18 protein-coding genes are annotated in these 14,940 nt (G+C 68.2%); 7 read left to right on the top strand and 11 right to left on the bottom strand.

The genetic code is table 11. The features are described 5' to 3' along the window. Window position 1 precedes the first annotated feature (1 nt). Window positions 2–673, top strand: coding sequence for an alpha/beta fold hydrolase (locus P9A17_RS00250; RefSeq protein ID WP_278036590.1), 672 nt, complete (start codon window positions 2–4; stop codon window positions 671–673). Here the strand turns inward: P9A17_RS00250 and P9A17_RS00245 are convergent. Both P9A17_RS00245 and P9A17_RS00240 read right to left on the bottom strand, forming a co-directional pair. After that, a complete protein-coding gene (locus P9A17_RS00245; RefSeq protein WP_278036589.1) occupies window positions 670–1,428 on the bottom strand; it encodes a class I SAM-dependent methyltransferase in 759 nt (252 codons plus the stop codon). The genes P9A17_RS00250 and P9A17_RS00245 overlap by 4 nt on opposite strands. Next, a complete protein-coding gene (locus tag P9A17_RS00240; protein ID WP_278036588.1) occupies window positions 1,421–2,413 on the bottom strand; it encodes a methylenetetrahydrofolate reductase in 993 nt (330 codons plus the stop codon). The genes P9A17_RS00245 and P9A17_RS00240 overlap by 8 nt, the downstream gene beginning before the upstream one ends. Window positions 2,414–2,504: 91 nt before the next feature. Here P9A17_RS00240 and P9A17_RS00235 point away from each other — a divergent pair, with 91 nt between their 5' ends. Beyond that, complete coding sequence (locus tag P9A17_RS00235) at window positions 2,505–3,701, top strand: FAD-dependent oxidoreductase (RefSeq protein ID WP_278036587.1); 1,197 nt, start codon at window positions 2,505–2,507, stop codon at window positions 3,699–3,701. Window positions 3,702–3,705: 4 nt separating this feature from the next. Here P9A17_RS00235 and P9A17_RS00230 read toward each other — a convergent pair whose 3' ends face one another. After that, entirely contained in the window at window positions 3,706–4,395 is a 690-nt protein-coding gene (locus P9A17_RS00230) for a hypothetical protein (RefSeq protein WP_278036586.1), read from the bottom strand. Further along, window positions 4,392–4,994, bottom strand: a complete 603-nt coding sequence (locus P9A17_RS00225) for a hypothetical protein (protein ID WP_278036585.1) — start codon at window positions 4,992–4,994, stop codon at window positions 4,392–4,394. Before P9A17_RS00225 ends, P9A17_RS00230 begins: the two co-directional genes overlap by 4 nt. 40 nt (window positions 4,995–5,034) lie before the next feature. Here P9A17_RS00225 and P9A17_RS00220 point away from each other — a divergent pair, with 40 nt between their 5' ends. Next, window positions 5,035–7,038: a M13 family metallopeptidase gene (locus tag P9A17_RS00220; RefSeq protein ID WP_278036584.1), complete on the top strand. Its 2,004-nt coding sequence runs from the start codon at window positions 5,035–5,037 to the stop codon at window positions 7,036–7,038. Then, window positions 7,038–7,541 (top strand): GNAT family N-acetyltransferase, encoded by a 504-nt coding sequence (locus tag P9A17_RS00215; RefSeq protein WP_278036583.1) that lies wholly within the window; start codon window positions 7,038–7,040, stop codon window positions 7,539–7,541. The genes P9A17_RS00220 and P9A17_RS00215 overlap by 1 nt, the downstream gene beginning before the upstream one ends. Here P9A17_RS00215 and P9A17_RS00210 read toward each other — a convergent pair. From P9A17_RS00210 to P9A17_RS00180, 7 genes are all read right to left on the bottom strand, one after another. After that, entirely contained in the window at window positions 7,538–7,966 is a 429-nt protein-coding gene (locus tag P9A17_RS00210) for a DCC1-like thiol-disulfide oxidoreductase family protein (protein WP_278036582.1), read from the bottom strand. The two genes, P9A17_RS00215 and P9A17_RS00210, sit on opposite strands and share 4 nt — an antisense overlap. A gap of 78 nt (window positions 7,967–8,044) precedes the next feature. Further along, window positions 8,045–8,458, bottom strand: coding sequence for a hypothetical protein (locus tag P9A17_RS00205; RefSeq protein WP_278036581.1), 414 nt, complete (start codon window positions 8,456–8,458; stop codon window positions 8,045–8,047). Next, window positions 8,455–9,666, bottom strand: a complete 1,212-nt coding sequence (locus P9A17_RS00200; protein ID WP_278036580.1) for a DUF58 domain-containing protein — start codon at window positions 9,664–9,666, stop codon at window positions 8,455–8,457. Before P9A17_RS00200 ends, P9A17_RS00205 begins: the two co-directional genes overlap by 4 nt. Before the next feature lie 4 nt (window positions 9,667–9,670). Further along, window positions 9,671–10,624: a MoxR family ATPase gene (locus P9A17_RS00195; RefSeq protein ID WP_278036579.1), complete on the bottom strand. Its 954-nt coding sequence runs from the start codon at window positions 10,622–10,624 to the stop codon at window positions 9,671–9,673. Next, entirely contained in the window at window positions 10,621–11,103 is a 483-nt protein-coding gene (locus tag P9A17_RS00190; RefSeq protein WP_278036578.1) for a hypothetical protein, read from the bottom strand. Before P9A17_RS00190 ends, P9A17_RS00195 begins: the two co-directional genes overlap by 4 nt. Further along, window positions 11,100–12,032, bottom strand: coding sequence for a DUF4129 domain-containing protein (locus P9A17_RS00185; RefSeq protein ID WP_278036577.1), 933 nt, complete (start codon window positions 12,030–12,032; stop codon window positions 11,100–11,102). Before P9A17_RS00185 ends, P9A17_RS00190 begins: the two co-directional genes overlap by 4 nt. A 61-nt stretch (window positions 12,033–12,093) precedes the next feature. After that, window positions 12,094–13,104, bottom strand: coding sequence for a L,D-transpeptidase (locus tag P9A17_RS00180; RefSeq protein WP_278036576.1), 1,011 nt, complete (start codon window positions 13,102–13,104; stop codon window positions 12,094–12,096). 153 nt (window positions 13,105–13,257) lie between these two features. Between P9A17_RS00180 and P9A17_RS00175 the strand changes: the two genes are divergently transcribed. From P9A17_RS00175 to P9A17_RS00165, 3 genes are all read left to right on the top strand, one after another. Continuing rightward, window positions 13,258–13,554 (top strand): thiamine-binding protein, encoded by a 297-nt coding sequence (locus P9A17_RS00175; protein WP_278036575.1) that lies wholly within the window; start codon window positions 13,258–13,260, stop codon window positions 13,552–13,554. A gap of 165 nt (window positions 13,555–13,719) precedes the next feature. After that, the gene (locus tag P9A17_RS00170; protein ID WP_278036574.1) at window positions 13,720–14,295 is read left to right on the top strand and encodes a glyoxalase; all 576 of its coding nucleotides are present in this window, start codon (window positions 13,720–13,722) and stop codon (window positions 14,293–14,295) included. Next, window positions 14,292–14,840, top strand: coding sequence for a PadR family transcriptional regulator (locus P9A17_RS00165; RefSeq protein WP_278036573.1), 549 nt, complete (start codon window positions 14,292–14,294; stop codon window positions 14,838–14,840). The genes P9A17_RS00170 and P9A17_RS00165 overlap by 4 nt, the downstream gene beginning before the upstream one ends. Window positions 14,841–14,940: the final 100 nt, after the last annotated feature.

The raw sequence follows: 14,940 nt of genomic DNA, 5'->3' as shown, positions 1-14,940 counted from the left end.
CGTGGCCCATCTGCTGATCCCGGGCGCGGGCGGCAGCGCCTGGTACTGGCATCGGGTCGTCCCGCTGCTCGAAGAGGCCGGCGTCGAGGCGATCGCCGTGGAACTGCCCGCCGACGACCCGGAAGCCGACCTGCTCACCTACGCCGATATCGCGACCGTCGCGGCGATGGACGCCGACGGACCGCTGACGGTGGTCGCCCAGTCGTTGGGGGCGATGACGGCGCCGATCGTCGCCGAGCGGCTGCCGACAGCGTCGCTGATTCTGCTCAACCCGATGGTGCCTGCACCGGCGGAGTCGCCGGGCAACTGGTGGGCCAACACCGGGCAGAAGCAGGCGCAGATCGACTACTTCGCCGAAATCGAGCTTGGCAGAACAGAATTCGACGTGATCGAGGACTTCTTTCACGATGTTCCCGCCACGGTGCGTCAGGTCGCGTTGCTGCGGCCGGAGCCCGAACAGGCCGAGCTTCCGTTCGTCGAACCCTGGCCGCTGCCGTTCTGGCCCGACGTGCCGACCCGCGTGCTGGCGGGCAGCCACGACCGGCTGTTCCCGCTGGAGTTCCAGCGGCGGGTGGTGCGGGATCGTCTCGGGCTCGACGTCGAGGTGGTCCCGGGCGGGCATCTCGCGGCGCTCAGCCATCCCGAGGAGATCGCCGCGGCCCTGCTGGCCTAACTGCCCCGCAGGCTCAGCACGTGCCCGGTCACGAGGCCCTCGCCGAGCAGCCGGCCCATCTCGTCGGACTGCTTCTCGGACACCCGCCACGCCTGCTCGTGACCGTGCCTGCGACGCAGAGCATCCTCGACAGCATCCACCTTCGATTGCCAGCTCGCCGGGATCTCCGGCAGGTCGGCGGTTTTCCGCCTGCGCACGACCGTGAGGCCCGCGACCGAGAGAAGCTGCTGCAGCGACTCTTCGGTCGGAAAGTGATTGCCCTCCGGCTGGTCCTCAGGCGACAGCTCCACCTCGGCGAGGAACACCAGCAGGCCGATGCGTCCGGGCGCCCGCACGACGCGGCGTAGTTCGGTGAGCAGATCGGACTGATCCGGCATCGTGCACAGCACACCGAGACACCATGCTGCATCGAAGGTTTCATCGTCGACGGGCAGCCGCGCCGCGCTCGCCTGCGCCGCCGGATACCCGAACAGCGACCGGGCCGCGCGGCACGCGCCCCGTTCGGGATCGATCAGCACGGGTGCGACATCGCGCAACTGCGCGGCGTATGCGGCGGGTCCCCCGACTCCTGCCCCGCAGTCGAGCAACGACTCTCCGGTCCTGAGTTCGAGTTCGTCGACAAGCCAGTCCAGCGCGGCCGGATTGCCGCTGCCGCGGCATCCCGCGGGTATCCAGAAGTCCGGACCGAGGTCGCGCGCCACCTCCGCGGTCCATTCGGCAACGGTGTCGAACTCAGCCGACATCGCCTCACTCATTGCCGTCCACCCATGCTCGTATTCGTTGTCCCACTTCGGCTTTGATGTGGGCACCTTCTCGGGTACCCGCAGCGGAGGCCAGGCCGGAGATGTTGACGCCGACAACCCCGTCGATGGCGAGCAGGGCGCGGGCCTCGTCGACCGCCGCCGCGATACCGGCTTCCCGCGGGTCGGGCGCGGTCAGAATCGAACTCACCACCGCATCGTCGAGCGCGAGACCGGGCAGCCCCTGCAGCACAGCGGCGGACACCTCGTCGGTCAGCACCGCGACCGCAGCAAGGACCGGAATCGTCAGACCGGCCGTCCGTGCAGCGGCCATGAACTCGGCGACCATCGCCGGGGTCGACACGTGGTTGAGGACCGCCACCCCCGCCCCGGCGCGCTGCTTCTGCACCAACCGCAGTGGTCGCTGCGAAACCGGTGGCGCCGTTGGGGTTTCAGGTACGGCGGCGGTGACCGCCAGTGATGCGGCCAGCGACACCAGGCGCGGGCCGTCGAGGTCGAAGGTCTGGGTGACATCGGGGCGCACGTCGTAGGCACGGCCGTCGCCGGTCACGCACAGCACCGTCTGCACTCCGACAAGCTGCAGTCCGCGCAGTTCCTGCTCGAGCACCACGCGGTTGCGGTCCCGGCACGACAGCGTTATCCACGGAGTCACACCGTTGTCGAGGAGCGTGCTGGCAGTCAGGACGGGCGGGAAGTCGGGACGGTTCTGGTGCTCGCCCACCAGAACCGCGTCACACGAACCGGACAGCGCCGCAGCCGTGGCGGTCATGTCCGCCAGGTCGAACGGGACGCAGCTGAAGTCGGTCAGGATCAGCGGGGCGGTTGCCGGGCGCGCCTGGGGAACCGGGCCCGCCCACGGGACGACGTCGGGGAACACGCACGGCCCGGGGCGCATCTCACACTGCCCGTCGTGGCGTACCCCACCGCAGGGACCGAAATGCATGCGCTTGGGACAATCCAGCTCGGAAATCTGCGCCAAGGCCGCGTCCCCCTTTCTGTCGAAGCTGTGGGCCCACGTGTTCCCATCACCCGGCCCGAATAGTCCTCACCAAAGCGGGTAAGGGCCATGCGTGGTCGCGACTTCGTCTTTCGATGTGCTCGTCATCGGAGGCGGAAACGCGGGACTCAGCACCGCCGCGCATCTCTTGCGACGCGGGATCAACGACATCGCCGTGATCGAGCCACTGGCTGTGCACACCTACCGCCCCCTCCTCTCGTACGTCGGGGGCGGGCAGGCCTCCATAGGCGAGGCCGAACGCACTCAGCGTTCCGTGACGCCGCGCGGCTGCAGCTGGGTCCAAGACTCGGTCACGGCCGTCGACGCGGTCGCGCACACCGTGTCCTGCGCCTCAGGCAGGACTTACGGCTACCGGGACCTTGTCTTGAGCCCGGGGCTCGTCCCGGACACCGACGCCCTTCCCGGCCTGGCCGAGGTCATCGAGTCACCGGCGGTGTGCAGCAACTACCTCGACCGCGCCGAGGACACCTGGCAGCTCGTCCGCGCCATGCCGCCGCGTCACGGCCACGCCGTGTTCACGGTTCCGCGTGCCCCGGTCAGCTGCACGGGCACCACCATCAAGCCGTTGTTTCTCGCGGCGGACTACTGGCGTAGGCAGGGCCGTCTCGGTGATGTCGACATCACCCTCGTCATCGATCGTCCTGCGCTGTTGGGGGTGCCCGATGTCGACGACCGGTTACGAAGCGCTCTGGCCGAATTGGGAGCGCGCGTCTGTTACGACACCTCGGTCAGCGCTGTCCGCCCGGACGACCGAAAACTCGTTGTCGAAGGGCCTGACGGGACACGCACCCTGCCGTTCGATCTTCTCCATCTCGTGCCCCCGTTTCGCGGACCGCGCTGGTTGGAGGACGCCGGCCTGAGCGGTACCGACTCGCACGGCCGCATCGACATCGACCCTGAGACGCTGCAGCACCGCGTCTACTCGACCGTTTGGGCGGCCGGTGATGCCGCGCAGGTGGCCACCGATCCCTCGGGCGGCGCACTACGACGTCAGACCTCGACGCTGGCGGACAACCTCGTCGCGGCGCGCAACGGGCGACCGCTGTCCCGTTATGACGGTTACACCGTGGCACCGGTCGCCACCGATTCCCGCCACCTCATCCCTGCCGAATTCGACCGGGACGGCGCGATCAGCTCGTCGCTGCCGTCGTTCTTGGACCCACTCAAGCCGCGCCGGGTTGCGTGGGCGTTCGACCGGTACGTGCTGCCGCAGATCTACTGGAATCTCATCCTGAAGGGCCGGGCCTGAGGCGTCAGCGGGAGTGAATCGGCGACACGTCCTCGACGACCCAGCGGCCGTCGGTCTTCGACAGCGCGACCCGCAGCGCGAGCACCGCGGTGTCGGGCTGCCGCCCCGGCGTGGACTGGGTGCCGCGCAGGATGACGGCCACGCTCGCGGCGTCGGGTCCGATGGCCTCGACCCCCGCAGACACCGTGCTGGCCTGCGCCGAGACGTTACGGGCACCCAGATCCTTTGCAACCGCGGCGAATTCGTTCTTGAACCGCTCGGCGCTGGCCGGCGACATCATGCCGGTGGCGCGATCGATCGACGACGTCGGGTTCTGGGGAGTGAAGGTGGCCGACGCCTCGGCGACACTGCTGGCGATGCCCGTCACCTCGCCGCTGTCGTCTTGCAACGTGCGGTCGGGAACCGTCCACTGCACGTAGCCGACGACAGCGGCCGCGACGGTTGCGGCCGCGGCGGTGCCGACGACCGCGAGCCGCAGCCCCGGGCCGTCGTCATCGGTGCCGACGGTGACGGCGTCACGTCGGGCCAGCGCGAAGTTCACGGCGACGCCCTCGACGATGAGGACGCACAGCACCGAGCACACCGACACCCACCACAGCGGCCAGCCGAGTGCGACGCCGACGTAGACCAGCGCGGCGATCGCGCCGAACGGTGCGAGCAGGTCGAAGGCGAGAACGCGCAGCCGGTTCCTCATCGGATCGGCTCCAGTCGCGATATCAACAGCTTGCCGTCGACGTCGGTGACGTCGAGTCGCAGCGTCCAGCGCACCGTCTGGGGTTTCTCGGTGCCCGCGTTCTCGCTCAGCGACGTGGCGACGACCATGACGGTGTCGGTCCGCGTCGAGAAGCCGGACATCCCCGGCTCGGGGGCGGGCGGGGCGCCGGGCTGGTCGTGGTGGATGGTCTCGATCGCGACCGAGTCGACCTGTCCGCTGGTCTGGGACTGCAGCGTCTGCACCAGTTGACGGAACGGCTCGACGCTGGACTCGAAGTCCGCGTTGAGCTGCCCGACGGTGCCGTCGTGCAGCTTGGTCATGTCGGTGTCGACCGTGTCCTTGTTCATGTTGATCAGGACGTTGGTCCAGTCGGCCGCCGCCTGCAGCACCTCGGTGCGGTATTTCAGCTCGTCGGTGTCACTGCGATGACCCGACCAGATCAGGGCGGCCACGACGACCGCGGCGACGGCGATCACCCCGAGTACGGCCGAGGCGATGCCGAAGCCACTGAATACTCTGAACACTCCCGACGTGCCTGCGCGCGTTTCGTGGTCGGGAACCTGCTCGTCGTCGGGCATGCGCGTGAGGGTACCTGGACGTTTCTGGCACGCTGGTGGGGTGACGGTAGAAGCTTCTTCGAATCTCAAGTCCGGTATCGACCTGCGCTACGTCGACGGCGACGCCCGCCCGCAGGACGACCTGTTCGGCCATGTCAACGGTCGCTGGCTCACCGAATATCAGATCCCGGGTGACCGGGCGACCGACGGCGCGTTCCGCACGCTGTACGACCGTGCCGAAGAGCAGATCCGGGACCTGATCACCGAAGCGGCAGCAGCCAACGCAGACGAGGGCACCGACGAGCAGCGCATCGGTGATCTGTACGCGAGCTTCATGGACGAGGACACGGTCCGCGCCCGTGGGCTCAAGCCGCTGCTCGACGAGCTCGCCGCCGTCGATGCCGCCGGGGATCACAACGCACTCGCCGGCGTTCTCGGCTCGTTGCAGCGCGCCGGCATCGGCGGTGGCACGGGCCTCTACGTCGACACCGACTCGAAGAACTCGACGCGCTACCTGCTGCACCTGAGTCAGTCCGGCATCGGCCTGCCCGACGAGTCCTACTTCCGCGACGAGCAGCACGCCGAGATCCTGGCCGCCTACCCCGGCCACATCGCGGCGATGTTCGCGCTCGTCTACGGCGGCGATTCCGCCGATCATGAAGCGACAGCCGCCACGATCGTCGCGCTGGAGACGAAGATCGCGGCCGCGCACTGGGATGTCGTGAAGCGGCGCGACGCCGACCTGACGTACAACCTGCGCACGTTCACCGAGGTCGTCGACGAGGCTCCGGGCTTCGACTGGACGGGGTGGCTCGGCGGCCTGGGTGCCGGCACCGAGCAAGCTGCCGAAGTCGTTGTGCGCCAGCCTGACTACTTGACGGCGTTCGCCGCTCTGTGGGCCGACGAGAGCCTCGAGAACTGGAAGAAGTGGCTCAGCTGGAGGGTCATTCACGGCAGGACGTTCCTGCTGACCGACGAGCTGATCGCCGAGGACTTCTCGTTCTACGGGAAGCGGCTCTCGGGCACCGAGGAGATCCGGGACCGGTGGAAGCGCGGCGTTTCGGTGGTTGAAAGCCTGATGGGTGAGGCGCTGGGCAGGCTGTACGTGGACCGTCACTTCCCGCCGCAGGCCAAGGCTCGGATGGACGAGCTGGTCGCCAACCTGCGCGAGGCTTATCGCGTCAGCATCAACACCCTCGAGTGGATGACTCCCGCGACCCGCGAGAAGGCGCTCGTCAAGCTCGACAAGTTCACGCCGAAGATCGGTTATCCCGCGAAGTGGCGCGACTATTCGTCGTTGGTGATCGCACGCGACGATCTGTACGGCAACTACCGGCGCGGCTATGAGCTGGAGTACGACCGCGACTTGGCCAAGCTGGGTGGCCCCGTCGACCGCGACGAGTGGTTCATGACGCCGCAGACCGTCAACGCGTACTACAACCCCGGTATGAACGAGATCGTCTTTCCCGCTGCCATTCTGCAGCCGCCGTTCTTCGACGCCGATGCCGACGACGCCGCCAACTACGGTGGTATCGGCGCGGTCATCGGCCATGAGATCGGGCACGGGTTCGACGATCAGGGCGCCAAGTACGACGGCGACGGCAATCTGGTGGACTGGTGGACCGACGAGGATCGCGCCGAATTCGGGTTGCGTACAAAGGCTCTGATCGAGCAGTACGAAGAGTTCGTACCGCGCGAACTCGCGTCGTCGGGGTCCTCGCACCACGTGAACGGCGCGTTCACCGTCGGGGAGAACATCGGCGACCTGGGTGGCCTGTCGATCGCACTGCTCGCGTATCAACTGTCGCTGAACGGAGCCGAGGCTCCGGTGCTCGACGGATTGACGGGCGCACAGCGGGTCTTCTTCGGTTGGGCTCAGGTGTGGCGCACGAAATCGCGTGACGCCGAGGCGATCCGGCGCCTCGCGGTGGATCCGCATTCGCCGCCGGAGTTCCGCTGCAATGGCGTGATCCGCAACATGGACGCGTTCTACGACGCGTTCGACGTCAGCCGGGACGACGAGCTGTTCCTGGAGCCCGAGCGGCGCGTCCACATCTGGAACTGATGAGCTGGCAGGTGCGCCGCGGCGGCGTCGGCGATCTGGATGCGCTGGCGCCGTTGTGGATTGCGGTGCATCACCGCCACACCGAGTCGATGCCGGAGCTCGCGCCGTTCGTCGGCGATGACGAGACGTGGCGCGAGCGGCGCAAGCTGTACGCGGAGCTGCTGGCCAAACCGGACACGGTGTTGTTGCTGGCGTCGGACGGTGGCGCGCTGATCGGCTACGGGCTGGCCCACGTGATGGCGTCGGCGGACACCTGGGTGGCTGACACGTGGCGCACGGGTCAGCGGATCGGCGAGATCGAATCGCTCAGTGTGCTACCGGAATACCGCGGCAGCGGCCTGGGCTCGGAGCTTCTCGACATGCTGGAGTCGGCGTTGCGTAACGACGGTGTCCGCGATCTGGTGCTCGGGGTACTGCCGGGCAATACCGACGCGATGCGGTTGTACGAGCGTCGCGGGTACCGCCCGACGTGGATGTATCTGTCGAAGTTCGAGGGCCGCTAGCTCACGAATCTGGCGCGGACTTCGGGCGCGGGGATCGGGCAGGTGTCGTGCGTCCCGAAGATGCGGTACCTGACGCGCGCGAAGCCGTCGTACAGCCGGTCGCGCACCCCAGCGGGCACGATGCCCACCACCCCCGCTGCCCGCCACGGGCCGCCGAGGTAGTCCGCGACGCGTAACGCGGCCTCAGACTTGGTCGTGACCCGCTCGTCGGTCTCTTCCGGCCTCTCGACGAAGACGATGGAGTCGACGTCGGCCAACTGCGGGTGACGTTCGACCACACCCCGTCCGAAGTCGCTGTCCAGTGGTGCGAATCGCAGATCGCCGTGCGGGTCGAGCCGCAGAATGGTCTGCACCGCGCCATTGCAGAAGCCGCAGACCCCGTCATAGAGCAGGACGGGTGCCGGTTGGGTTTTCACGCTGACCATCTGAGTACCTCCTCGTACCGACATGGGGATTCCCATCTACACGGCAACAATGCGCACTGTGACCGATAGAACGGTGCGTCAGCGCGCGCGGAGGAACGGCCGTAGCGCCAGCAGGTAGGCAGCGAGCAGGGCCAGCGGAGCAGCGAGCGGCAGCCACGGCACGCGGACGGGCACCACGATGACGACCGAGGCCGCCAGTGCGAAGCCGACCGCGAACACAGTCGTCGGCACCGTCGGATCGGCATGGCGTACAACGAGATACACCGCGGCGGCCAGCCCGGCCAGCACCACGTACAGAGGTGCCGAGCCGGAAAGCGCGACCGTCAGTGCCGCCAGCAGCACCGCGGCGGTGGCCGCCGGGCGCAGCCACACCGACGCGATCACCGCCACCACGGCGACACCGGCGACGACGAGCACCAACCCGTCGGCGCGGTATGCAGCCGCGCCGACCATGAGCACGCCGAATGCGGGTGCCAACAAATGGCGGGTCATCCGCGCCTCCGACGCAGAGGTATCAGCGCCATCGCCTGATCCAGCGTCGCGGCGCCGGGCCAGCTGACAATGTCGACGCCGACGGTGGCCATGTCGCGGTACATGAACGATCGCTGCATCGCCCACATCCGGTGCACCAGCGGGTCGTGGTCACCTTCGACGGGGCTGCCTTCGAGGACGTCGACCGCGACCACCGGGTGCCCGCGCTTGCGCAGATCGATGAGCGCCAAAGCGAATTCGGTGTCGAGCATGGTGGAGAACGCGACGACGATCGCACCGGCCGGCACGGCGGGCCGCGGTGCGAGGGTGCCGGTCGCGGTCTCATGGGTGTCAGCCGCGCCGAGCATGGTGTCGAGGATCCGGTAGAACTGGCGCTGCCCGATGTCCGCACCGAGCCAGCGGGTGGTGCGGCTGCCGAGTGCGACCAGCCCCGCCCGGTCGCCGTACCTCAGGGCGCTCTGGACCACCTGCGCCGCTCCGCGCGCGGCCCGCTCGGTCGCGGCGGTCGCCGGTCCCGGCGGCTGCGGGTAGGTGTCGACGAGCACGACGACGTCTGCCGCCCGATCGGTGAGCCGTTCGGTCACGTGCAGCGCGCCACGCCGTGCACTGACCGCCCAGTTCACGGTGCGCAACTGATCGCCGGGGACGTAAGGTCTGATATCGGCGAACTCCACACCCGGCCCGGTGTGACGGGTGAGGTGGGTACCCAGCCTGTCGAGCAGATCCGTGCGCGGAATCCCGGTGGATTGCGGTGGGGCGATGGGAAATACGCAGACCTCGGCGGCGTCGACCGTTCCGGTGCCTTCGATCAGCCCGCCGCGTCCGGGGACTCTCACCGATGCCGAAATCGGGTAGCGGCCCCACCGGGCCGCCCGCACCGAGACCGCCGAGGGCTCGTCCTCGACTTCCATCCCGGCCGGTGCGGTGCAGCGTACGGTGACCGGGCTGCCGTCGTCGGCATCGGCGGACACGCTCACGCGCACCTTCTCGTCTTCGAAACACCGTTGGAACGCCGGACTTCCTGATACATCAACGGTGGGAGCGGGGCGCTGCCAGCCGATCGAGCAGAAAACCCCGGCCATCGGCGCCGCGAAGGCGACGAGCTCCCACCGGCCGGTCACCAGTGCCCCCGTGATGACGACCGCTGCGCACGTCGCGATCGCGAGGGTCAGTGAGGAAGCACGCCAACGTAAATCGACATCGACCACGGGATCACCGCGCCCGCGGCACCGCTGTGCGCCGCAGCAGCTCCTCGACGACGTCCGCTCCCTGGACTTTGCGCACCCACATCTCGGGCCGCAGGCTGATCCGGTGCGCCATCGCCGGCACCGCAAGCGCTTTGACGTCCTCGGGAACGACGTAGTCGCGTCCGAGCAGCAGCGCCCGTGCGCGGGCCAGTTGCACCAGGTCGAGCTCGGCCCGCGGGCTCGCACCGACGGCGACCTGCGGATGCTGGCGGCTCGCGGCCGCGAGCGTCACCACGTACTGCACGACGTCGTCGTGGACGGTCACCTGCTCCACCGATTCGTGCATGTGCAGCAGATCGTCGGCGTCGACGACCTGACGCACGACCACGGGCGCGGATCCCCGGTCGAGCCTGCGCCGCAGCATCGTCGCCTCCTCCGGCTCGGAGAGGTACTTCAACTCGAGGCGGATGGCGAACCGGTCGAGTTGGGCCTCCGGCAGCGGATAGGTGCCTTCGTATTCGATCGGATTGTCCGTCGCCAGAACGAGAAACGGTTCGGGCAACCGGTGGGTGACGCCGTCGACGCTGACCTGCCGCTCGGCCATCGCCTCCAGCAGGGCTGCCTGGGTTTTCGGCGGGGTTCGGTTGATCTCGTCGCCGAGGAGCAGGTTGGTGAAGATCGGCCCGCGACGGAATTCAAAACGGCCGGACTGCATGTCGTAGATCGTCGAGCCCAGAAGGTCGGCGGGCAGCAGGTCCGGCGTGAACTGGACCCGGGTGAACTCCAACCCCAGGGCCGCGGCGAAAGATTTGGCGATCAACGTCTTCCCGAGCCCGGGGAGATCCTCGACCAGCACGTGGCCACGCGCCAGGACCGTCATCAGGATCAGGTTCAGCGCCCCGCGTTTTCCGACCACCGCCCGGCCGATCTCGTCGAGCACCGCCTCGCATCGGGCGGTGGTGACGGCCGGTGTGGTCACAGCCGCTCCAGCCGCGCGAGGATGTCGTCGAGTGTCCGGCGTCCCGGGCCGGGCTCCTGGCCTCCAGTTCTCGATATGTTCTCCGGATCCACCCATTGCCATAGTTCGTCGCCGAACACCATTCGGCCTGTCGCATCGAATGCTCTGGTGTCCTTGGTTTTACGCCGACCGGCGGCGAGTTCGAACTGGCGGGCCAGCATGGGCCGGAGCCGGCGGTCCCAGTCGGCGCGCGACGATTCGGACCAAGAGATGAGTGTCTCGGTGCGCGAGAGCCAGCGGCGCACGGCCGCGGCGGCGTCGTCGGCGACGGCGTCCTCCTCCAACGCCATCTGGTGGTTCAGACGTGACCTGACGGCGATCAGCGCGCACGCGATCGCGCCGCCCGTCACCGCGACCACGATCTCCCGCTCCAACTGGGTGATGGCGAGCAGCTGGACGACGACCACCAGAAATACTCCTGCCACAACGACTTTCGTCACGGCGCCACCCGGAGTTCATCGAGCACCGCTCGCAGTGCGCGCACCGCGTCGGCACGGTGCGACTCGTTCATGACGTGCGGGCTGAACCGCGCCTCCTCGAAGAGCACCACCAGTTCGGTGGCGCTGCCCGCTTCGAGGGCGTGCAGTTCGATGGCGCGGGCCAGCACCTCGGACGGGGTGTCGGAATCCCGCGGAGTGGTGCCCGGCGATTTCTCCAGCTCCCGTTCCATCGCGAGGTAGCACGCGATGATCGCCTCGCGCGGATCCCGGCCGGGGTCGTCCATTGCGGCGAGCCCGAGTTCGGCAGCACGGACGAGGTCGGGTGCTGCAGCCGGCGGCGGGGCGGGGTCGCGGCTGGCCGGGGCCATCGTGGGTGCGGGTGTCCGCCTGCGCCGCAGCACGGTTCCGGCGATCGACATCGCGACGAGCACGGTCGTCGCTACGGCCAGGATGACGAACACGGCGCCGCCGCCGGAGGGACGCGCTGGTGGGGTCTGGTCACCCTCCGAAGAGCTCTGCGCGGGGGGCGCTCCGGGATCGGCAGGGGCCGCGTTGTCGGGAATCTCCGGCGACACCCACCGCATCAGCAGGACCAGCACCAGCGACCACACCAGCAGCACGACGATCGCGATCACCAGGGGCCGCCACCGCAGCGGTGTGCGCGGACCACCAAGTCTCCGCTGGGGATCCCCTGCTCCGGGCCCAGCGGACCGCTGCAAAGCCTGCGAGAGGATCGCCACCGCGATTACGGCGATGGACGCGACCAGCATCACGATGACCGGGACGACGCTGCCGGAGCTCGCGGTCAGCTCCTCGGGTTGGTCACGCCGTTCTGCTCCGGGTAGATAGCCCCGCAAGGCGACCGTAGCGAGCGCCATCAGCACGATCACCGCGATCGTGCGTCCTATCGCCCTGTCGTCACCGCGCATCGCCCCTCAGGGCCCATCGTGGCACGGCGGACACGTCAGGCGACGCGAACGAGTTATCCCGTCAGAACATCTGCCAGTCGGACGCGCCGTCCGGCTGGTCGTACATTCCGCCGTCGGTGTTCTTGATGACCACGGCATCGCCGCTGCCGAAGTTCTGCCTGAACCACGCCGCGTCTTCCGCGCTGAGGTTGATGCAGCCGTGGCTGACGTTGCTGTAGCCCTGAGAGCCTTCCGACCACGGGGCACCGTGGACGAAGATGCCGCTGTTGTCGATGCGGACGGCGTCCTTGACCTTGAGCTTGTAGCCCTCGCCGGACGGATCGTCGACGGGCACGCCGTACGTCGAAGAGTCCATGACGATGGTGTCGAACTTCTCCAGCACGTAGTAGGTGCCGTTCTTGGTGTCGTAGCCGGACTTGCCCATCGAGACCGGGAAGGTCTTCTCCAGCACGCCGTCGCGCATGATCTCCATCTGCTTGGTCTCGTTGTCGACGGTGGCGACCAGCTGCTCGGGGACCGTGAAGCTCGACTTGGTGCCTGCGGCGTCGATGTTGACGACCGTGCCGGCCGGCCAGAAGTCGAGGGGGCGCCAGCGCAGCTGCGTGTCGGTGGTCCAGTAGAAACGGCCGGGCACCGGCGGCACCGACGAGATGTGCACCGCGTCCTGGGCCATCTGGCGGTTGGCGATGGGGCGCTGGAAGTTGATGTAGATCGGCTTGGCCGCGCCCGCGATCGATCCGTTGGTCGGGTTGAACGACGGCGGCACGAACGGCGGCTGCCCGACGAACGGCGTCGGGTTCTGCCCCTCGGGGGTGCCCTCGGGAATGGCCATCGGCTGGCCGGGGATCGTCGGGAACGGATCGTTCGCCGTCGGCACCACGGGAGCCGGGGGTGGCGGCGGAGCGAACGGGTTCGGGAACACGAACGGTGCCGGAGCGGGCGGTAGGGGCGGCGCGGGCGCCGGGGCCGGCAGGGGTTGTGCTAGCGCCGAGGGCGCACCGAGGGACAGCCCCGCGATCACGCCCATGGTCATGAGCAGGGCGGAGAGCCGTCTCTTGTTTCGCTGCCGCATGCGTTACCTCCAGTCCAGCGACTGACCCCAGTGTGTCACAGCGCCAAGATCGTTCTTGCCGGCTTGACCTGGGCAGCGACCACCCAGACAGCCTTGACCTGCAGTGATTGTCGCGCCGGGGCGGCAAACCGTTACGCCGGTGACACTGGACGCATGATCGTCGCCTTCAGCATCAGTCCTTCCGGAGCAGACGAGACGGGCGGTGTCGGCGATGCCGTCGCCGCTGCCGTCCGGATTGTGCGCGCGTCGGGCCTACCCAACGAAACCAATGCGATGTTCACCAACATCGAAGGCGAGTGGGACGAGGTGATGGCCGTCGTCAAGCAGGCCGTCGAGGCGGTCGCGGCGGTGTCTCCCCGGGTCAGCCTGGTTCTCAAGGCGGACATCCGGCCGGGTTTCACCGGCCAGCTCACGGCGAAGGTGCAGCGCATCGACGACGCGCTGGGCTAACTACTCAACCTTGAGTACCGTGGCGATCATGATCACCACCGTCCCGGTGCTGCCCTGTACCGATGCCGCCGCCACCGTCGGTTTCTACGAAGCGCTCGGCTTCACCGTCACGCACCGCCAGGAGCGTCCCTACCTGTACTTGGCGTTCCGCTCGACGACATCGAGGTGCACTTCACGGCAGCGTCGGCAGGCCTGGACGGCTCCGAGGAGAACTCGGGCGGGTTCCTCGCCTTCGTCGACGACGTCGCCCCGATCCATGCGCGCTTCGTCGAGACATTGCGTGCGCGCCTTGGCCGCGTACCGGCGACCGGACTGCCGCGGTTGACACGTCTTCGGCCCGGCCAGACCCGCTTCGTCATCTACGACCCGTCCGGCAACGGCATCACCGTCATCAACCGCGACGAACCCGACATCGAGTACGGCGGTTCCACAGCACTGTCCGGGCTCGCCAAGGCACACGACAACGTCCGCATCTTCCGGGATTTCAAGAGCGACGACGCGCTGGCCGCCCGCGCACTCGACACCGCCCTGCGGCGGTACTGGGATCACGCCCCGCGACTCGACCTGGCCCGCGCGCACGCCGACCGCGCCGAACTGGCAGTCACTCTGGGCGATCGGGCACAGGCCGACGCTTCGAGGGCACAGCTGGCCGCGATCGGGTTGTCGGACGACGAGAAGGCAGCGCTGGCACCGGAACTCACCGCCCTGGAGCGGATCGACGACTGGATGCGCGAGGCGTGACGGTCCGGCTCCTGGTCCTCGGCGTCGTCCGCTCCCACGGCGAGGCACACGGTTACGCCGTACACCGCGAGCTGATGGGCTGGCGGGTCGACACGTGGACGGCCGTCAAACCCCCGTCGATCTATCACGCCGTCAAACAGCTTGCGCGGGAAGGGAAGCTGACGGCCGCCGACCCCGCTGCGAGTCCGCAGGGCCCGACACGGGTGATGTATCGCATCACCGAAGCCGGCGAGGACGAGTTCTTCGCGCTGCTGGAAACAGCCTTGCGGAGCCCGGACATCGAGGAATTGGGTGCCGGCATCGCTTTCATGCAGAGCCTGCCGCGGGCGCGGGTGCGCGAGCTGCTGACCGAGCAGTTGGCGATCACCCGCCGCATCGATGTCGAGCTCGACGACATGAAGCCGCAGTGGCCGGATCCGGATGCGCCGCCCCACGCGCAGCACCTCCTCGATGTCTGGCGAGGGGTCTTCCAGTCCAACGCATCGTGGACGGCCGGCATGCTGGAGCGGGTCACAGCAGGCGAGTTCCACTTCGCCGACGAGTGACCTCCGCGCCGAAACGGAATTCCAGCAGGAGAAGTTCGAGAGCGCCCCTGCGTCAGTTCAGTTTCGGCGGATGATCTTGGGATCGGTAGCCGGATCATCC

It is taken from the genome of Mycobacterium sp. 236(2023) (assembly GCF_029623955.1).
Classification (GTDB): Bacteria; Actinomycetota; Actinomycetes; order Mycobacteriales; family Mycobacteriaceae; genus Mycobacterium.
The sequence above is the reverse complement of the archived record's forward strand: the minus strand, read 5'-3'. Positions and strand labels throughout refer to the sequence as shown.